The organism is Erwinia sp. E_sp_B01_1 (assembly GCF_036865545.1).
GTDB lineage: Bacteria > Pseudomonadota > Gammaproteobacteria > Enterobacterales > Enterobacteriaceae > Erwinia.
Genome location: NZ_CP142208.1, coordinates 2,621,328 through 2,639,927, shown reverse-complemented (window position 1 = coordinate 2,639,927; position 18,600 = coordinate 2,621,328). Strand labels below are relative to the sequence as shown.

Annotated in this window: 14 protein-coding genes, 2 tRNA genes, 2 other RNA genes and 1 pseudogene; 9 read left to right on the top strand and 10 right to left on the bottom strand. The window is 50.7% G+C overall.

Annotated features, from left to right (window positions below; translation table 11 throughout):
• Positions 1-37: 37 nt before the first annotated feature.
• Positions 38-1,894 carry a signal peptide peptidase SppA gene (sppA, locus tag VRC33_RS12495; RefSeq protein ID WP_338556268.1) on the bottom strand — a complete coding sequence of 619 codons (1,857 nt, stop codon included), beginning with the start codon at positions 1,892-1,894 and terminating at the stop codon, positions 38-40.
• Positions 1,895-2,088: 194 nt separating this feature from the next.
• On the opposite strand from sppA, the gene VRC33_RS12490 reads away from it, so the two are divergent.
• The 3 genes from VRC33_RS12490 to VRC33_RS12480 all read left to right on the top strand — a co-directional run bounded on the left by VRC33_RS12490 (position 2,089) and on the right by VRC33_RS12480 (position 5,117).
• Positions 2,089-2,640 (top strand): NAD(P)H nitroreductase, encoded by a 552-nt coding sequence (locus VRC33_RS12490; protein ID WP_338556266.1) that lies wholly within the window; start codon positions 2,089-2,091, stop codon positions 2,638-2,640.
• Between the two features lie 183 nt (positions 2,641-2,823).
• Positions 2,824-4,740: a DNA topoisomerase III gene (locus VRC33_RS12485; RefSeq protein WP_338556264.1), complete on the top strand. Its 1,917-nt coding sequence runs from the start codon at positions 2,824-2,826 to the stop codon at positions 4,738-4,740.
• A complete protein-coding gene (locus VRC33_RS12480; RefSeq protein ID WP_338564286.1) occupies positions 4,740-5,117 on the top strand; it encodes a DUF1496 domain-containing protein in 378 nt (125 codons plus the stop codon). The genes VRC33_RS12485 and VRC33_RS12480 overlap by 1 nt, the downstream gene beginning before the upstream one ends.
• Positions 5,118-5,318: 201 nt before the next feature.
• Here VRC33_RS12480 and xthA read toward each other — a convergent pair whose 3' ends face one another.
• The 7 genes from xthA to VRC33_RS12445 all read right to left on the bottom strand — a co-directional run bounded on the left by xthA (position 5,319) and on the right by VRC33_RS12445 (position 8,368).
• Positions 5,319-6,125 carry an exodeoxyribonuclease III gene (gene xthA, locus VRC33_RS12475; protein ID WP_338556262.1) on the bottom strand — a complete coding sequence of 269 codons (807 nt, stop codon included), beginning with the start codon at positions 6,123-6,125 and terminating at the stop codon, positions 5,319-5,321.
• A gap of 158 nt (positions 6,126-6,283) precedes the next feature.
• A non-coding RNA gene (locus VRC33_RS12470) (RtT sRNA) lies at positions 6,284-6,380 on the bottom strand.
• 41 nt (positions 6,381-6,421) lie between these two features.
• Positions 6,422-6,518, bottom strand: a non-coding RNA gene (locus tag VRC33_RS12465) — RtT sRNA.
• A 41-nt stretch (positions 6,519-6,559) separates the two neighbouring features.
• Positions 6,560-6,644, bottom strand: a tRNA-Tyr gene (locus tag VRC33_RS12460).
• Positions 6,645-6,757: 113 nt separating this feature from the next.
• Positions 6,758-6,842 (bottom strand) — tRNA-Tyr (locus VRC33_RS12455).
• Positions 6,843-7,016: 174 nt separating this feature from the next.
• Positions 7,017-7,865, bottom strand: a complete 849-nt coding sequence (gene purU / locus VRC33_RS12450; RefSeq protein WP_338556260.1) for a formyltetrahydrofolate deformylase — start codon at positions 7,863-7,865, stop codon at positions 7,017-7,019.
• A 44-nt stretch (positions 7,866-7,909) separates the two neighbouring features.
• The gene (locus VRC33_RS12445) at positions 7,910-8,368 is read right to left on the bottom strand and encodes a YchJ family protein (protein ID WP_338564285.1); all 459 of its coding nucleotides are present in this window, start codon (positions 8,366-8,368) and stop codon (positions 7,910-7,912) included.
• Between the two features lie 101 nt (positions 8,369-8,469).
• On the opposite strand from VRC33_RS12445, the gene rssA reads away from it, so the two are divergent.
• From rssA to VRC33_RS12420, 5 genes are all read left to right on the top strand, one after another.
• Positions 8,470-9,387, top strand: coding sequence for a patatin-like phospholipase RssA (gene rssA, locus VRC33_RS12440; RefSeq protein ID WP_338556258.1), 918 nt, complete (start codon positions 8,470-8,472; stop codon positions 9,385-9,387).
• 82 nt (positions 9,388-9,469) lie between these two features.
• On the top strand, positions 9,470-10,483 hold the full coding sequence (gene rssB / locus VRC33_RS12435; protein ID WP_338556256.1) for a two-component system response regulator RssB: 1,014 nt from the start codon (positions 9,470-9,472) through the stop codon (positions 10,481-10,483).
• A 195-nt stretch (positions 10,484-10,678) separates the two neighbouring features.
• Positions 10,679-11,587: a UTP--glucose-1-phosphate uridylyltransferase GalU gene (gene galU / locus VRC33_RS12430; RefSeq protein ID WP_338556254.1), complete on the top strand. Its 909-nt coding sequence runs from the start codon at positions 10,679-10,681 to the stop codon at positions 11,585-11,587.
• Between the two features lie 24 nt (positions 11,588-11,611).
• Positions 11,612-12,952 (top strand): UDP-glucose/GDP-mannose dehydrogenase family protein, encoded by a 1,341-nt coding sequence (locus VRC33_RS12425; RefSeq protein ID WP_338556252.1) that lies wholly within the window; start codon positions 11,612-11,614, stop codon positions 12,950-12,952.
• Between the two features lie 14 nt (positions 12,953-12,966).
• A complete protein-coding gene (locus VRC33_RS12420; RefSeq protein ID WP_338556250.1) occupies positions 12,967-13,974 on the top strand; it encodes an NAD-dependent epimerase in 1,008 nt (335 codons plus the stop codon).
• Positions 13,975-14,100: 126 nt separating this feature from the next.
• Here the strand turns inward: VRC33_RS12420 and hns are convergent, their stop codons facing one another.
• Entirely contained in the window at positions 14,101-14,505 is a 405-nt protein-coding gene (hns, locus tag VRC33_RS12415) for a histone-like nucleoid-structuring protein H-NS (RefSeq protein WP_338556248.1), read from the bottom strand.
• 528 nt (positions 14,506-15,033) lie between these two features.
• On the opposite strand from hns, the gene tdk reads away from it, so the two are divergent.
• Positions 15,034-15,648: a thymidine kinase gene (gene tdk / locus VRC33_RS12410; protein ID WP_338556246.1), complete on the top strand. Its 615-nt coding sequence runs from the start codon at positions 15,034-15,036 to the stop codon at positions 15,646-15,648.
• Between the two features lie 130 nt (positions 15,649-15,778).
• Here the strand turns inward: tdk and adhE are convergent.
• Positions 15,779-18,462 (bottom strand): annotated as a pseudogene (adhE, locus tag VRC33_RS12405) (bifunctional acetaldehyde-CoA/alcohol dehydrogenase).
• Positions 18,463-18,600: the final 138 nt, after the last annotated feature.

The following is an 18,600-nucleotide window of genomic DNA, read 5'->3' as shown; positions in this document are numbered from 1 at the left end:
GGAAAAGCAGCCCGGCCAGGAGGCCGGGCCGGACGTTTTATTTTACCTGCGCACAGGTCAGGCACATTGCATAGCGATTCTGCGGATCGTTGAGGTTATCAAACAGACCCGGCTGGTTTCTCATGGAAGCCATCACGTCATACATTGGAGCCGGCAGATACGCTTTCAGCGCTTCTGGCAGCGCAGCACGCGCAGAAACATCCATCTGACTGAAGAGCATGTCAACAAAGTTTGGATCGTCCTGATACCAGCTCAACTGCCAGTGCTTGAGTTTGGCGAGTTCAGCGGCTTTAGCCACTGCATCGTCAAAGTCGCCGATCGCATCGACCAGGCCATTGGCTTTAGCATCGCTGCCGGTCCAGACGTGGCCCTGAGCAATCTCATTAATCTGCTCCGGGGTTTTGTTACGGGACTTCGCCACCAGGCCCAGGAAGTTTTTATAGCCGTTTTCAATGCTTAACTGCATCATTTGCTGCACTTCAGGAGGCAGCGCCTTGGTTGTGGCAACATCGGCTAAGGGGGAAGTCGCCACGCCATCAGTGTGTACACCGATGGAGTCAAGAGTATTCTCCACGGTGTTAATCACCCCAAAGATACCGATTGAGCCGGTCAGCGTATTGGGGCTGGCAATGATGTAGTTTGCCGGTGTAGAAATCCAGTAGCCGCCGGATGCTGCCATCCCGCCCATAGAAACCACCACAGGCTTGCCCGCTTCTTTGGCGGCGGCCAGCTCTTCCCGGATAGTCTCTGAAGCCGTAACGCTGCCTCCAGGACTGTTCACCCGCAGCACAATAGCTTTGATCTTAGGATCCAGCCGTGCCTGGCGAATCTCCATCGCCGTGGTATCGCCACCCACACTTCCCGGCGTTTCATCGCCGTCCATGATCGCACCGTTGGCCATCACCACAGCAATATTGCCGTCTGGCGAGCCATTTTCCTTCACCTGATAATCGTAAATGCTGGTGCCTTTAAAGTCTTTCGCCTGCTCATCCCAGCCGAAAACTTTGGTCATCTGCTGATCAACCAGCGAGCGGGAAGCCAGCTCATCGACAAGTTTGTTATCTCTGGCATAGACCGCCGTATCACCACCGACTTTCTGCAGGCCATCCAGCACGCCCTGAGCGCCAGGGAAAACCTGTTGAGGGGTGATTTGACGGTTAGCTGCAAGCGTATTGAGGTAATTCTGCCATAGCTCACCGATCCAGCGGCTGTCAGCATCGCGTGCTGCAGGAGACATGTCATCGCGCAGGAAAGGTTCCACTGCGGATTTGTAGGTTCCCACACGGAACACATGAGAACTGACTTTCAGTTTATCAAGCAGAGACTTGTAGTAGAGACCATTGGTCGCGAAGCCGTGGATATCTACGGTTCCCTGTGGAGAGAGGTAAATTTTATTGGCGAAGCTGGCAAGGTAATATTGCGCCTGACTGTAGCTGTCACCGGTGGCGTAAATTTGTTTACCACTGTCACGGAACTCACGTAACGCTTTACCGATGTACTGCAACGATGGCTGATCGGCACCGGCAAAGTCACGCAGATCAAGCACCATACCCGTGATATTGGCATCGCCCTTAGCCTGGCGAATCGCATCCACCACATCAAACAGCGAGTTTTCTTTCAGTCTGTCGCTGCTGGCACCCAACAACTGGCGACCAATTTTACTGAGCTTGTTACTCACGGAAGGTTTATCGACCACCACGCCGCTGAGATCGACAATCAAAGCACCTTTTTGCGGCTCCACTGGTCTGGAAGAGGAGCTGAACTGGAAATAGATCCCGACACAAATCAGGAGCAATACCACTAAAAAGAGGTTGAGAATAAATTCCCGGACGAAATTCAGCAGTCGCCAGGTCCATTTAAAAAAACCAGCGATAAATCGCCACAAAGTGCGCATATTATCTCCATATTCGCGATAAATACCCCTGGTACAGGGGCGTTGCCAGAAGGCTGACCGGCTCAAACCGGGTTGGGATGGTGACATCCTAAATAGCAAGGGGCAGATTGTCAGCAGGAAAAAGCGGAATGCTGTAACAAATCATCATCCTGTGCTAGTTTCAGCTAAATGAAAATCATTATCAGGAGGTAGTTATGGACGCACTGGATTTAGTGGTCAATCGCCGTTCAGCATCCCGTTTGAGTGAGCCAGCCCCGGCTGGAGAGGCGCTGGAAAATATCATCCGGGCCGGTATGCGTGCGCCCGATCATGGCACTTTACAGCCGTGGCGTTTCAAAATCATTGAGAACGAAGGGCGTGAGCGCTTCAGTGCCTTGCTGGAAAAAGCGGCCCGTGACGATCGTATGGAAGAGAAAGCGATTGAGAAGGCAAAGCAGTCTCCCTTCCGGGCCCCGATGATCATTACCGTTGTTGCGCATTGCGAAGAGCATCATAAAGTGCCTCACTGGGAGCAGGTCGTCTCCGCAGGATGTGCGGTGATGTCCATGCAAATGGCTGCCCTGGCTCAGGGGTTTAATGGTATCTGGCGCAGCGGCGCCTGGACAGAACATGCTGCGGTCCGTGAAGCCTTTGACTGCCGTGAGCAGGATGTCATCGTTGGTTTCCTCTACCTTGGCACGCCGCAATTAAAATCCTCCACCACGCTGATTCCGCCAGAAACCGCTCCCTTTGTCAGTTATTTCTGAGTGACAAATCTTTCCTGAGCCTTCAGGGTTGTGACCAGCCCTGAAATTTGTCGGGATAATGAGCGAACAGCCTGGCGAAACTTCCTGAAGGGTTACTCCCGCCTGCCTAAAGCGCTACCATATCGCCAGTAACCGCCGGGTGGGCGTTAATTGAAATAGTTTCCTGAAGGAAGTCACTGCCGGATGCGTCTGTTTATTGCCGAAAAACCAAGTCTTGCCCGCGCAATTGCGGATGTTTTACCCAAGCCTCACCGCCGGGGCGACGGTTTTATTGCCTGTGGTCAGGACCAGATGGTCACCTGGTGCGTGGGTCACCTGCTGGAACAGGCCCAGCCCGACAGTTATAACAGCCGGTATGCCCGCTGGTCGCTGGCAGATTTGCCCATCGTGCCTGAAAAATGGCAGCTCCAACCCCGGCCTTCAGTGGCTAAACAACTTAATGTGATTAAAGGACTCCTTTCACAGGCCTCTGAAGTGGTTCATGCGGGTGACCCGGATCGGGAAGGTCAGTTGCTGGTGGATGAAGTGCTGGACTATATGGCGTTGCCATCAGAAAAACGAGCCAGGGTTAAACGCTGCCTGATAAACGATCTCAATCCTCAGGCGGTGGAAAGGGCGATTGAGCGTCTGCGTGAGAACAAAGAGTTTATTCCTTTGTGTGTTTCTGCTCTGGCCCGCGCCAGGGCTGACTGGTTGTACGGGATCAACATGACCCGGGCTTACACCTTACTTGGGCGTAATGCCGGGTATGATGGCGTGCTTTCAGTTGGAAGGGTGCAGACGCCAGTGCTGGGCCTGGTGGTACGGCGCGACGAGGAGATTGAAAACTTCGTAGCCAAAGACTTCTTCGAAGTGAAGGCGCACATTGTTACGCCAAAAGATGAGCGTTTTGTCGCGCTCTGGCAGCCCAGTGATTCCTGCGAGCCTTATCAGGATGAGGAGGGGCGTTTGCTGCACCGTCCACTGGCAGACCATGTGGTGGCCCGCATCGGTGGACAGCCCGCTCTGGTCAGCAGTTATAACGATAAGCGGGAAAATGATACGGCTCCGCTGCCGTTTTCGCTTTCAAGCCTGCAGATCGAAGCAGGTAAGCGCTTTGGGCTGAGCGCTCAGAACGTACTGGATACCTGTCAGAAATTGTATGAAACCCACAAGCTGATTACCTATCCCCGTTCTGACAGCCGTTATCTGCCCGATGAGCACTTTGCCGGTCGTCATGCGGTGCTTAATGCCATCAGTGCCCATCAACCCGATCTCAGCCCGCCAGCGGATTTCGACAGCGATCGCCGTAACCGCTGCTGGGATGACAAAAAGGTGGATGCGCACCACGCCATCGTGCCTACCGCCCGCAGTAGCCAGGTCAGGCTCACTGAAAATGAAAATATTATTTATCGCCTGATTGCCACTCAGTATCTGATGCAGTTCTGTCCTGACGCGGTTTACCGCAAATGCGTGATCGAACTGGATATCGCCGGCGGCAAATTCGTCGCAAAAGCCCGTTTTCTGGCGGAAGCTGGCTGGCGTGCGCTGCTGGGCAGTAAAGAGCGTGATGAGGAGAACGACGGTACGCCATTGCCGGTGGTAGCCAAAGGGGATGAGTTGCTGTGCGAGCGTGGCGAGGTTGTTGAAAAGCAGACTCAGCCCCCGAGACCCTTTACGGACGCCACTCTGTTATCGGCTATGACCGGCATTGCACGTTTTGTTCAGGATAAAGATCTAAAGAAAGTGCTGCGTGCGACCGATGGTTTAGGGACAGAAGCCACGCGCGCCGGGATTATTGAATTGCTGTTCAGACGCGCCTTTTTATTTAAAAAAGGGCGCTATATTCACTCAAGTCCGGCCGGGCGGGCGCTGATCCACTCGCTGCCAGAAATGGCCGCGCGTCCCGATATGACCGCTCAATGGGAATCCACGCTGACCAAAATCAGTGAAAAGCAGTGCCGCTATCAGGACTTTATGCAGCCTTTAGTGGAGACGCTGCATAATCTGATTTATCAGGCACGGCAGCAGCCTGCTGCTCATGCTTTCCGTGGACTTCCGGCGGCTGAAACAAAAAAGAAGCCGCGCCGTAAGGCGGCAAAAGCAAAGGAAACTGAGTGATGAAACTATCAGGCGCAATAATGCTGGTGGGCGCTTTACTGCTGAGCAGCCCAGTGCTGGCCGCAGGAGAGGGCTGGGATCTGAGCACGGGCCACGGCAGTCATGGCGGAAACCATAATGGCTCCGGGCACGATAACGATTATGGCAATGGCAATGGCAATACCAGCGGGTCAAATACGGATGTTGTAGTCGATCTGCCGCCAGAGGTCTGGACACAGGGACAAAATCGGCAGGCTCCCTGCCAGACCTGCTGTACTTATCAGAACCGTAGCTACACCGAAGGATCGGTTGTCAGGATGGAAGGCGTGTTGTTGCAATGCGCGCGCGATGAAAAATCGTGGGGCACCAATACGCTTATCTGGAAAACGGTGAAGTAACCTGATAAGCCGTTCATTCAGCGTCAGACAGGGTAACCCGGTTAAAAAGCCGTTCAATCAGCGTCAGACAGGGTAACCCGGCCAAAAAGCCGTTCAATCAGCATCGTACAGGGTAACCTGGTCAAAACTGTCACACCGCGCCAGGTACTGATGTTTCTGGTGCGGTGAACAGAAGTCATTCGGCAATCTTCAATCCGATTTTCAGAAAGAGAATTCAGCCCAGACTGGCGCATGGTCAGAAGGCTTCTCCATGCCACGAATTTCGTAATCGATGCCGGTTGCCACACAGCGTTCAGCCAGCGGCTTGCTGGCCAGCACCAGGTCAATACGCAGCCCCCGGTTATCATCAAATCCTTTTGAACGGTAGTCAAACCAGGAAAATCGATCGTTCACCGCCGTGTTTTGCGCGCGCCAGGTATCAATCAGTCCCCAGCCCATCAGGCGATCCATCCACTCACGCTCTTCAGGCAGGAATGAGCATTTACCGGTACGCAGCCAACGTTTGCGGCTGTCTTCACCGATCCCGATATCCAGGTCCGTAGAACTGATGTTCACATCTCCCATGATCAGTACCGGATTCTCTGGCTTGTGCTCCTGCTCCAGATAGCTTTGCAGGTCGCGATAAAATTTCTCTTTAGCCGGGAATTTGGTGGGGTGGTCGCGGCTTTCTCCCTGAGGGAAATAGCCGTTGATGACCGTCAGCATGCCCATCGGAGTGGGGATGTCCGCCATGATCAGGCGGCGTTGTGCTTCTTCATCGTCACCCGGAAAACCACGGCGTACCACGACTGGTTGAGCTTTGGTCAGTAGGGCAACGCCATAATGACCTTTCTGCCCGTGGTAAAAAACGTGGTAACCCAGCTTTGCCACCTCTTCCAGAGGAAACATATCGTCGTGGACTTTTGTTTCCTGCAGGCCAATCACATCAGGCTGATGCTGCTCAATGATGGCTTCAAGCTGATGCGGACGGGCGCGTAGCCCATTGATATTAAAAGAAACAAATTTCATTGTACTGACCATAAAACGGAAGAAAAGTGTCCGGAATGGTAGCAAATAAACGGCTGGGGGGAAATATGAGTCAGGGAGGTAAAATTAATTGGAACATGCCGATGAGTGCAAAAAACTGAACAGGGGGAGTAAGTCTGAAATGGTGGTGGCAGATCCAATAGCGGAAAAAGAAGGATTTTTCGTCGCTTTGCGACTCACCCTGCGGGTCAAACCTTCGAGGTCGAAGCTTCTCATCCTTCCCCGTGGGGAATTTGAAAATCGTTACTCTGAATGCTGAACCGGGATGCAAATGAGAATGGTGGTGGGGGAAGGATTTTTCGTCGCTTTGCGACTCACCCTGCGGGTCAAACCTTCGAGGTCGAAGCTTCTCATCCTTCCCCATGGGGAACATGCCGATGAGTGCAAAAAAACGAACAGGGGGAGTAAGTCTGAAATGGTGGTGGGGGAAGGATTCGAACCTTCGAAGTCGATGACGGCAGATTTACAGTCTGATCCCTTTGGCCACTCGGGAACCCCACCATTGGGGAAGCGTATTACTGAGGTCAAACTTCCGAAGTCGAAGCTTTTCATCTTTCCCCGTGGGGAATATGAAAATCGTTACTCTGAATGCTGAACCGGGGTGCAAATGAGAATGGTGGTGGGGGAAGGATTCGAACCTTCGAAGTCGATGACGGCAGATTTACAGTCTGATCCCTTTGGCCACTCGGGAACCCCACCACTGGGGTTACTCATTACTTTACTTCAGACACCGGCCTTGCTGCTGTGCCTGTAAGCGGGGCGCATCATATCAAATGTCATGAGGCTGTAAAGCCCGGTATCAGCGAAAAACGATCGTTTGCCGCTTTTTTATCCGGGCTGCTGTTTTGCTAATCAAAACGGCAGCCCGTTGACTCACAAAATAATTGTGCGGTTACCGTAAACAAATACCCGTTGCGCCAGCACCTGATAAAGCGCACGGCTGAGGGCATTTTTTTCCACGTCACGACCGGCACGCATCATATCTTCTGCAGTGTAGGTGTGATCAACATGAATCACGTCCTGCATAATGATCGGGCCTTCATCCAGATTATCATTCACATAATGCGCAGTCGCACCAATGATCTTCACACCGCGCTCATAGGCCTGGTGATAAGGGCGGGCGCCAATAAAGGCCGGCAGGAATGAGTGGTGAATATTGATAATCTGGTTCGGATAGCGCTGAACGAATCCAGGGGTAAGAACACGCATATATTTAGCCAGCACAACATAATCAGGCTGATAGCTGTCGATCTCAGCGGCCATGTTGTTGTCATGCTCTTCACGGGTCAACCCTTCATGGCTTACCAGAATGAACGGGATATCAAAACGCTCAACCAGAGTGCGAAGCGTTTCGTGATTACCAATCACCGCTGCGATTTCAACATCCAGACCACCGTAGGTGCTTTTCATCAGCAAATCGCCCAGGCAATGGGCTTCTTTAGTCACCAGAATAACGATACGGCGACGGCCGGCCGGGTGTAACTCCCGCAGCGAACCTGAAGGAAGCGCGCTGTCCAGATCGGCCAGCAGGGTGGTATCGTTGAAAATCCCTTCAAGCTCGGTACGCATAAAGAACCGGCCGGTGCGGTGATCGACAAACTCATTGTTCTGCACAATGTTGAGTTCGTGCTTGTAACAAATGTTGGTGATTTTGGCGATCAGACCTTTGGCATCGGGGCAGATGGTCCGTAATACTTTTCGTTGCAGTGTTTGCGGTTGCATTGCAGTGGTTTACCTGTCGAAGCAATTCTTTAAGGTGAGCGACTTTACTGGCCGCAGCATTTCTTGAATTTTTTGCCGGAGCCGCATGGGCAACGGTCATTACGCCCTGTCTCAGGGTAGATTCCGTCAATATAATACCAGCGTTGTTCTTCCTTAAGAAAGCGGGAACGCTCATGAATAAAGCTTTCGTGCTGATTTTCAGAGAAACGAGCAAAAAAAGTCACGAAGCCTTCAGATTTATCTCCGGTTTTTTCTGCCGCAATAATCTGTAAACTGAGCCAGGTTGTGCTTTTGAAGCTTTCCACAAGGCTGGCATGAAAACGTTGGGCATCACAGGTTGGATGCCAGGTCGCAACAAGGTACTCTGCATCCTGGGTCGCATAAGCGGTATATCGCGAACGCATCAGGGCTTCCGGTGAAGCAGGTATAGCCAACCCTTTTAGATAGGGCTGACAACATACGCTATACTCCATTCCGCTACAGCATGGGCAATGTTCTGACACGTAAACTCCAGAGAGTGATAAGACCGAAAAATTTTGGGCGTCATGGTAACCGAGCAGCAACGATGATGCCATTTGTTAGTTAAGTTAACGCCAGAGGTTGAATGAGACAGGTTAAAATTGGACTGGCACTGGGGTCGGGTGCCGCCAAGGGATGGGCGCATATTGGTGTTATCGCAGCGCTGGAAAGAGCTGGGATCAAAGTGGATGTGGTAGCGGGGTGCTCTGTAGGGGCACTGGTCGGTGCCGCTTATGCCAGCCAGCGTATGCCTGTCCTTGAAACCTGGGTGCGTTCATTCAGCTACTGGGACGTTATCCGCCTGATGGACTTCTCCTGGCGGCGTGGGGGATTGCTAAGAGGCGAACGTGTATTCAATCATGTTCGTCAGTTGGTTAAACACCAGCATATTGAAGAGTGCAGTCTGCCTTTTGGCGCCGTGGCGACCAATCTCAGCACCGGGCGTGAACTCTGGCTGACAGAGGGCGATCTGCACAGAGCAGTGCGTGCCTCCTGCAGCATGCCAGGCCTGCTGGCTCCGGTTGCCTATAATGGCTACTGGCTGGTGGATGGGGCCGTGGTTAATCCGGTCCCCATCTCGCTGACCCGCGCGCTGGGGGCCGATATTGTGATTGCTGTTGACCTGCAGCACGATGCCCATCTGATGCAGCAAGACCTTTTGTCTGTAACGCCACAGACTGAAGATGAGAAAATAGCAGCCTCAACGACCTGGCGTGGCAAGCTCCGACAGCGTCTCTCAAGCGTTGCCCAACGCAAAATCAATCAGACGCCTGGTGCTATGGAAATCATGTCCACCTCCATCCAGGTGCTGGAAAACCGACTCAAACGCAATCGTATGGCGGGAGATCCGCCCGATGTATTAATTCAGCCTTTTTGCCCTCAAATTTCTACTCTGGATTTTCACCGTGCCGGAGAAGCTATCGAAGCCGGCAGGCTGGCCGTGGAGAAAAAAATGGATGAATTACTTCCGCTGGTCCGTCAGGCACAATTTTCGGGTGAGTGAAATATGAGAGTTCAGGCAAATCTTAGAGGCGTAAATATGGTTTATGAGCCACTATTGACTAATCCGGTGTACAGGGGGGATAATGGACAAGCCATTAAGCGGAAAAAAGATTCTGATTGTTGAAGACGAAGTCGTTTTCCGCTCTCTTCTTGACAACTATCTCGGTTCTCTTGGCGCTGAGATTACGCTGGCTGAGGACGGCCTTCAGGCCCTCGAAAAACTGAACCAGTCTTCTCACGATTTGATAATCTGCGATCTGGCCATGCCGCGCATGAATGGACTCAAGCTTGTTGAACATCTGCGCAGCAAAGGCAACGTTCTGCCCATTCTGGTGATTTCTGCTACGGAGAATATGGCTGACATAGCCCATCTGCTGCGTCTCGGCGTGCAGGACGTACTGCTTAAACCGCTTAAAGATCTGGCCCGGTTGCGTGAGGCTGTTTTTGAATGCCTCTATCCTTCGATGTTTACGTCCAAAGTCGAAGAAGATGAGCAACTGTTTCAGGACTGGGATGCGCTGGTGCGGGATCCCCACGCCGCTTCAAAACTTCTCAAACAACTTCAACCACCCGTTCAGCAGGTAATCGCCAACTGCCGGATTAATTACCGGCAGCTTACGATGGCAGAACAACCAGGACTGGTGCTGGATATTGCAGCGCTATCTGAAAAAGATCTGGCCTTCTATTGCCTGGATGTTACCCGGGCTGGTGATAATGGTGTGCTGGCTGCGTTGTTGTTGAGAGCGTTATTTAACGGGCTGCTACAGGATCAATTATCCGGACAGTCTCAGCGACTGCCGGAATTAAACAGCCTGCTTAAACAGGTCAATCTGCTTTTACGTCAGGCTAATCTTCAGGGGCAATTCCCGTTACTGGTAGGGTATTATCACCAGGGCCTGAAGAACCTGATCCTCGTTTCTGCTGGCTTAAATGCCACGCTCAGCGTCAATTCCCATCAAATTCAGCTCAGTAACGGCGTTCCTCTTGGTACTTTAGGCAACACCCATTTGAACCAGATTAGTCAGCGGTGCGAGGCCTGGCAATGCCAGGTTTGGGGCGCCGGAGGCAGGCTGCGCCTGATGTTGTCTACTGAGTAACTTTCCGGGCGTAATTATTTTTTCGCCCGGCAGACAGGACCAAAGTTAAGCTTTACACTTGGGTAATAATCTTAATTTATGCTGAAAGGGTTCATCCAGGATAAATCCGTCAGGGTTCCACTGGTATACTCAACTCGTTTTTTAACTCGACATATCAAGTAATAACTTGAACGGCCTATAAAGAGAGGTACTTAGATGTCTGCCTATAAGTCCAAAGTAAAAAAAGCGGTAATCCCGGTAGCTGGTTTGGGAACGCGTATGTTGCCTGCAACCAAAGCCATTCCAAAAGAAATGCTGCCATTGGTTGATAAGCCGTTAATTCAGTATGTCGTTAATGAGTGCATCGCAGCAGGGATCACTGAGATTGTGTTAGTGACACACTCCTCTAAAAACGCCATTGAAAACCACTTTGATACCAGTTTTGAGCTGGAATCAATGCTGGAAAAACGCGTTAAGCGTCAGCTGCTGGAAGAGATTCAGTCTATCTGTCCTCCGCACGTGACCATCATGCAGGTCCGTCAGGGTCTGGCAAAAGGCCTGGGCCACGCTGTAATGTGTGCTTACCCGGTTGTAGGTAACGAGCCTTTCGCTGTTATCTTGCCTGACGTTATTATTGATGAATACGAATCTAACCTGACCAAAGACAACCTGGCCGATATGATGCGCCGCTTTGATGAGACCGGCCACAGCCAGATTATGGTTGAGCCAGTAGCTGACGTAACAGCTTACGGCGTGGTGGATTGTCAGGGTGCTGAACTTAACGCGGGCGAAAGTGCTCCTATGGTCGGTGTTGTAGAGAAGCCTAAAGCAGATAAAGCGCCATCCAATCTGGCAGTAGTAGGACGTTATGTTCTTTCTGCAGATATCTGGCCTCTGCTGGCTAAAACCCCTCCGGGCGCTGGTGATGAAATCCAGCTGACCGACTCCATCGCTATGCTGATGGACAAAGAAACAGTTGAAGCTTATCACCTGAAAGGTATCAGCCATGACTGTGGTAACAAGCTGGGCTACATGCAGGCTTTCGTCGAGTACGGCGTGCGTCACGATACGCTGGGCAGCGACTTTAAAGAGTGGCTTGAAAGCACCGTTGGTAATAAAAAGTAATTTTAATTTAACCGGGACAATTCAATGAAAGTCACCGTATTTGGTATCGGCTATGTGGGTCTGGTTCAGGCTGCGGTTTTGGCCGAAGTCGGACATGACGTTCTTTGTATCGATGTCGACGCGAATAAAGTCGAGAATCTGAAGAAAGGGATCATTCCAATTTTTGAACCGGGCCTGACGCCTCTGGTGATGAAAAACTATGAAGCTGGTAGCCTCAAGTTTTCCACCAACGCGGAAGAGGGTGTGAATCACGGCACGATGCAGTTTATCGCTGTGGGCACACCTCCGGATGAAGACGGCTCTGCGGATCTGAAATATGTTACCGCTGTAGCCCGCACTATCGCGCAGCACATGAACGATCATAAAGTGGTGATCGACAAGTCTACTGTTCCAGTAGGGACAGCAGATCGTGTTCGCGCAGTAATGGAAGAAGCCCTGAAAGCACGCGGTGAAACCATCGCCTTTGATGTGGTTTCTAACCCAGAATTCCTCAAGGAAGGTGCCGCTGTTAACGACTGTATGCGTCCTGAGCGTATTGTCGTGGGCACGGACAATGATGCCGTTGTTGAACTGCTGCGTGAGTTGTACGAGCCGTTTAACCGTAATCACGATCGCATGATTTTGATGGATATCCGCAGCGCGGAGCTGACCAAGTATGCAGCAAACTGCATGCTGGCCACCAAAATCAGCTTTATGAATGAAATCTCTAACCTGGCTGAACGCCTGGGTGCAGATGTTGAGAAAGTGCGTCAGGGTATCGGTTCTGACCCGCGTATCGGCTACTCATTCATCTATCCTGGCTGTGGCTACGGCGGTTCCTGCTTCCCTAAAGATGTGCAGGCACTGATCCGTACCGCAGAGCAAATTGGCTACACGCCTCGTTTGCTGCAGGCTGTTGAAGACGTCAATGATTCGCAGAAGAACAAGCTGCCAACCTTCATCAAGCGTCATTTCGGTGACAATCTGCAGGGCAAAACCTTTGCGCTGTGGGGGCTTTCCTTTAAGCCAAATACCGATGACATGCGTGAAGCATCAAGCCGTGTGCTGATGGAAGCGCTTTGGGAAGCGGGTGCATCCGTGCAGGCTTTCGATCCGGAAGCGATGGATGAAGCGCAGCGCATCTACGGTCACCGCAGCGATCTGAAGCTGATGGGTACCAAAGAAGCGGCTCTGCAGGGTGCTGATGGCCTGGTTATCTGTACCGAATGGCAAAACTTCCGCGCCCCGGATTTTGATGTCATTAAAAATGCTCTGAAAGAACCCGTGATTTTTGATGGTCGTAACCTGTATGATCCAGAAAGAATCAGCAAGCGCGGTTTTGTTTATTATGCAATCGGCCGCGGAGCTTCAATCAACATTGCATAATTAACGAGGGCAGTATGAAATATCTGGTTACCGGCGCAGCAGGATTTATAGGTTTTCACGTAGCGGAACGCCTGCTGGCAGCCGGTCACCAGGTTGTCGGGATCGACAACCTGAATGATTATTACGATGTTAACCTCAAACTTGCCCGTCTTGAATTACTCAAGCCCCACGAGCAGTTTTCTTTTATCCAAATCGATCTGGCTGACAGAGAAGGGATCGCCCAACTCTTTCGCGACGAAGCGTTTGAGCGGGTCATCCACCTGGGCGCTCAGGCCGGCGTGCGTTATTCACTGGATAACCCCCTGGCTTACGCAGATGCGAATCTCATTGGCCATCTGAATATTCTTGAAGGGTGCCGCCATAACCATATAGGCCACCTGCTTTACGCCTCATCCAGCTCCGTTTATGGCCTGAATCGTAAGATGCCATTCTCTACAGATGATTCTGTTGACCATCCTGTGTCGTTGTACGCAGCGACCAAGAAAGCCAACGAGCTGATGTCTCACACCTATTCTCACCTGTACGGCATTCCCACCACTGGTCTGCGGTTCTTTACCGTCTATGGTCCCTGGGGGCGTCCGGATATGGCTTTATTTAAATTCACCCGGGCGATGGTTGCGGGTGAAAAGATTGATGTCTATAACAACGGACAAATGCGTCGTGATTTCACTTATATCGACGATATTGCTGAAGCCATTGTACGTTTGCAGGATGTTATTCCTCAGCCGGATGAAAACTGGACCGTTGAGCAGGGCAGCCCTGCGACCAGTTCCGCTCCTTACCGCGTCTATAATATAGGCAACAGTAATCCCGTCACGCTGATGGCTTATATCGAAGCGCTGGAAAAGGCGCTGGGGATCAAAGCTGATAAGAATATGCTGCCAATGCAGCCCGGTGACGTGCTGGAGACCAGTGCCGATACCACCGCCTTGTATGAGGCGACGGGCTTTAAACCTCAGACCGGGGTTGAAGAGGGTATTGCACAGTTTGTCACATGGTATCGTTCTTATTATAAGGTGTAGCAGATAACCACCCGTAAACAGGAGCTACGGCTCCTTTTTTATTGTCTGAAGACGAACGCGGTTAAATCGCTGCCAATAAAAAACCCATCACGGGGATGGGTTTTTCTGAAGCACCTGAATGAATGATTACAGCAGGAAATCGTCCAGCTGTTTACCTTCATCAATGGCTTTTTTAATGACTGCTGGCGTACGGCCCTGGCCGGTCCAGGTTCTGGCTTCGCCATTTTCATCAGTATATTTGTATTTAGCAGGGCGGGCAGCACGTTTGGCTTTGCCTGGCGCTTTGGTGGCGGTCAGCGTTGAAAGTAGTTCGTTAGGATCAATGCCATCGGCAATCAGCATCTCACGGTATTGCTGTAATTTACGGGTGCGTTCCTGAACTTCAGCCTGAGCATGGCTCTCTTCATCACGACGCTCATTAACAACAACTTCCAGTTTTTCCAGCATTTCTTCCAGCGTTTCCAGAGTACATTCTCTGGCTTGAGCACGCAGGGTACGAATGTTGTTCAAAATTTTAAGTGCTTCGCTCATTATATGAATCTCAAAAATTATAAAAGTGGGGGAACTGTTCTGCCCGATAATAATAGAGTGAGCAAAAACGAACTGCAATAGTTAATTTTGTAAGGAATTCAGAATAACGGAAGATAAAGATTCCTTCCCCATTATTAACCTTAATGCGAAGTTAAAATAGCAATTGCAATGCCTGTTTTGTAGTCATTAAGCCGGGGAGTACCCATGCTCAAATGCAGGTTGAATATAGCAGTTAAAACAGCAAACAGGTAATCATTTCAGGGTAATCGCAATTTGGTTAAGTGAATTGCGCTGATATTAACAGAGCTGTAATTGTTTTTTTAATCGTAAAATGCGAAAAATCCCTGAGGAAAAAAGAGGTCAGGGTAAGAAAAACAGGGTTAATTCAAAGACATTTTCTTCCTGAGGGGCAATTCCATTGAAATACTCAGCTTCACGTTATGTCACCGATCAACGCCGCCACGGCTGATGTGGCTTGTGGTACAATTCCGATTATTCATTTGAATTATCTGCAGGGAGTGAAGGCTGATGGCTCAGCTGTATTTTTATTATTCCGCGATGAACGCCGGCAAGTCCACCGCGTTGTTGCAATCCTCATATAACTATCAGGAACGGGGAATGAGGACTATAGTCTACACTGCGGAGATCGATAACCGCTTCGGTTCGGGCAAGGTCAGTTCGAGAATAGGGCTTTCTTCTCCAGCAAAATTGTATGATAACACCACGTCACTTTATGACGAGATCAATGCTTTGCATTTGATGGAACCGGTTCACTGCGTGCTGGTGGATGAAAGTCAATTCCTGACAAGAGAGCAGGTAAAAGCCTTATCAGATGTAGTGGATAATCTCGATATACCTGTACTTTGTTATGGATTACGTACAGATTTCCGCGGCGAGTTATTTACCGGAAGCCACTACTTATTAGCCTGGTCAGATAAGCTTGTGGAATTAAAAACCGTTTGCCACTGCGGAAGAAAAGCCGGAATGGTATTAAGGCTGGATCAAAATGGCGCACCATTCAAAGAAGGCGAGCAGGTAGTGATTGGCGGTAATGAACGCTATGTTTCGGTATGCCGTAAACATTATAAAGCAGCAATTGAACAGGGTTGTTTACAGGCGATTTATGGCAAGCAGGTCAATTAAGAGCAGTGGAATAGTTATGCCGGACCAGGTGACCCCTTTTGAATATGGCTGCTGATATTGATTAGTTTTTCTTTATAATCGCCTGCATAAAAAAACCCGCCTTCAGGCGGGTTTTTAAATTGAACAACGCTTACTTTTTCACTTTCTTCTCAACTTTTTTTGCCGTTACCGGTTGAGCTTCCGCGGCTTCAGCAATACTGGCGAAAACTTCGCTGTATTCACGTCCGTAGAAGGTGTCGAGCATGATTTGCTTAAGTTCGGCAATCAGCGGATAGCGTGGGTTAGCGCCAGTACACTGGTCATCGAAAGCATCTTCAGCCAGCTTGTCCACTTTCGCCAGGAAGTCCGCTTCCTGCACGCCTGCCTCGCGAATTGATTTAGGAATACCCAGTTGAGCTTTCATCTCTTCAAGCCAGGCCAGCAGCTTCTCGATTTTCTGTGCAGTGCGGTCACCGGGAGCGCTGAGACGTAAATGGTCGGCCACTTCGGCATAACGACGACGAGCCTGAGGACGGTCATATTGGCTGAATGCCGTCTGCTTGGTTGGATTGTCATTGGCGTTATAGCGGATGACGTTGCTAATCAGCAGGGCGTTTGCCAGACCATGGGGAATATGGAACTCAGAACCCAGTTTATGCGCCATGGAGTGACAGACACCCAGGAAGGCGTTGGCGAAGGCAATACCTGCAATGGTAGCCGCATTGTGAACACGCTCACGGGCTATTGGATTTTTCGCACCGTCACGATAACTGGCCGGTAAATTCTCCTGCAGCAGCTTCAGGGCCTGCAATGCCTGACCGTCAGAATATTCGTTAGCCAGTACTGAGACATAAGCTTCCAGCGAGTGGGTCACCGCATCCAGTCCCCCAAAGGCACAAAGAGACTTAGGCATGTTCATCACCAGGTTGGCGTCAACAATAGCCATATCAGGCGTCAGCGCATAGTCGGCCAGGGGATATTTCTGGCCGGTGGCATCATCAGTCACCACCGCAAAAGGCGTCACTTCAGAGCCGGTCCCGGAAGTGGTGGTGATGGCGATCATTTTTGCCTTCACGCCCATTTTCGGGAATTTGTAGATGCGTTTACGGATATCCATAAAGCGCAGCGCCAGCTCCTCAAAATGGGTTTCAGGATGTTCATACATCACCCACATAATTTTGGCGGCATCCATCGGTGAACCCCCGCCAAGAGCGATAATGACGTCTGGTTTAAAGGAGTTCATCTGTTCAGCACCTTTACGTACGATGCTCAGGGTTGGATCCGCTTCAACTTCGAAGAACACTTCTGTTTCAATACCATGAGACTTCAGCACTGAAACAACCTGGTCTGCATAACCATTATTGAACAGGTAGCGGTCAGTCACGATAAAGGCACGTTTCGCGCCATCTGTCGCCACTTCTTCAAGCGCTATAGGGAGTGAACCGCGACGGAAGTAGATAGACTTCGGAAGTTTATGCCACAACATATTCTCTGCTCGCTTAGCCACGGTTTTCTTGTTAATCAGATGTTTAGGTCCGACATTTTCAGAAATGGAGTTACCCCCCAGGAACCACAGCCCAGCGTCAGCGAAGGCGCCAGTTTAAAGTTATACAGGTCACCAATCCCGCCCTGAGAAGCAGGCGTGTTAATCAGGATGCGGGCGGTTTTCATCTTATCGCCGAAATAATTAACGCGCTCGCGCTCATTATCCTGATCGGTGTACAGACAGGAGGTGTGGCCGATTCCGCCCATTGCCACCAGTTTTTCCGCTTTACTCACCGCGTCTTCAAAGTCTTTGGCCCGGTACATGGCCAGGGTAGGGGAGAGTTTTTCGTGAGCAAAAGGCTCGGACTCATCAACCTTCTGGACTTCGCCGATCAGGATTTTAGTATTGGCAGGCACATGGATACCGGCCATCTCAGCAATTTTGACCGCTGGCTGACCTACGATGGCGGCATTCAGCGCGCCGTTTTTCAGAATGATCTCCTGCACTGCCTTGAGTTCCTGGCCCTGCAGCATGTAGCCACCGTGGCTGGCAAAACGTTCGCGAACGGCATCATAGGCTGAGTCCACCACAATAACTGACTGCTCTGAGGCACAAATCACCCCATTATCGAAGGTTTTGGACATCAGAATTGAGGCAACCGCACGCTTTATATCGGCACTGTCATCAATCACTACCGGCGTATTACCCGCGCCTACGCCAATTGCTGGTTTACCCGAGCTGTAGGCCGCCTTAACCATGCCCGGTCCACCGGTAGCAAGGATCAGATTGATATCAGGGTGATGCATTAACTGGTTAGAGAGTTCAACTGAGGGCACGTCGATCCAGCCGATAATATCTTTTGGCGCCCCTGCGGCAATGGCTGCCTGCAGGACAATATCCGCCGCTTTATTGGTGGCGTCTTTTGCTCTTGGGTGTGGAGAAAAGATAATGCCATTTCGTGTTTTAAGGCTGATTAACGCTTTGAAAATGGCGGTAGAGGTAGGGTTAGTGGTAGGGACTATACCGCAGATCAGACCGGTAGGCTCGGCTATAGTGATGGTACCAAAGGTTTCATCCGTACTCAGGATCCCGCAGGTTTTTTCGTCTTTATAGGCGTTGTAAATATATTCGGAAGCGAAGTGATTTTTGATGACTTTGTCTTCAACAATCCCCATGCCTGATTCGGCTACAGCCATTTTTGCCAGCGGGATGCGGGCATCGGCGGCGGCAAGGGCTGCAGCACGGAAAATTTTGTCGACCTGCTCTTGAGTGAAACTGGCGTATTCGCGCTGTGCTTCTTTAACACGTTCAACCAGTGCGTTAAGTTCAGCAACATTAGTAACGGCCATAATGCTCTCCTGATGAAAGTTAAACTCTATTAGTAAACAAGTCAGAACTTAGGAGTATAGCCACGCGGTATTGATGTGTTGTGATCTTGCCGTGACTGAACTTGATTCTTTCCAAAAAAGTTCTACAGGTTTACTGAA

Coding starts and splice junctions, on each gene's coding strand:
- purU (WP_338556260.1), bottom strand. CDS start 7,865: ATGCAACCGCAAACACTGCAACGAAAAGTATTACGGACCATCTGCCCC.
- rssA (WP_338556258.1), top strand. CDS start 8,470: ATGAGACAGGTTAAAATTGGACTGGCACTGGGGTCGGGTGCCGCCAAG.
- VRC33_RS12485 (WP_338556264.1), top strand. CDS start 2,824: ATGCGTCTGTTTATTGCCGAAAAACCAAGTCTTGCCCGCGCAATTGCG.
- tdk (WP_338556246.1), top strand. CDS start 15,034: ATGGCTCAGCTGTATTTTTATTATTCCGCGATGAACGCCGGCAAGTCC.
- hns (WP_338556248.1), bottom strand. CDS start 14,505: ATGAGCGAAGCACTTAAAATTTTGAACAACATTCGTACCCTGCGTGCT.
- xthA (WP_338556262.1), bottom strand. CDS start 6,125: ATGAAATTTGTTTCTTTTAATATCAATGGGCTACGCGCCCGTCCGCAT.
- sppA (WP_338556268.1), bottom strand. CDS start 1,894: ATGCGCACTTTGTGGCGATTTATCGCTGGTTTTTTTAAATGGACCTGG.
- VRC33_RS12480 (WP_338564286.1), top strand. CDS start 4,740: ATGAAACTATCAGGCGCAATAATGCTGGTGGGCGCTTTACTGCTGAGC.
- VRC33_RS12425 (WP_338556252.1), top strand. CDS start 11,612: ATGAAAGTCACCGTATTTGGTATCGGCTATGTGGGTCTGGTTCAGGCT.
- galU (WP_338556254.1), top strand. CDS start 10,679: ATGTCTGCCTATAAGTCCAAAGTAAAAAAAGCGGTAATCCCGGTAGCT.
- VRC33_RS12420 (WP_338556250.1), top strand. CDS start 12,967: ATGAAATATCTGGTTACCGGCGCAGCAGGATTTATAGGTTTTCACGTA.
- rssB (WP_338556256.1), top strand. CDS start 9,470: ATGGACAAGCCATTAAGCGGAAAAAAGATTCTGATTGTTGAAGACGAA.
- VRC33_RS12490 (WP_338556266.1), top strand. CDS start 2,089: ATGGACGCACTGGATTTAGTGGTCAATCGCCGTTCAGCATCCCGTTTG.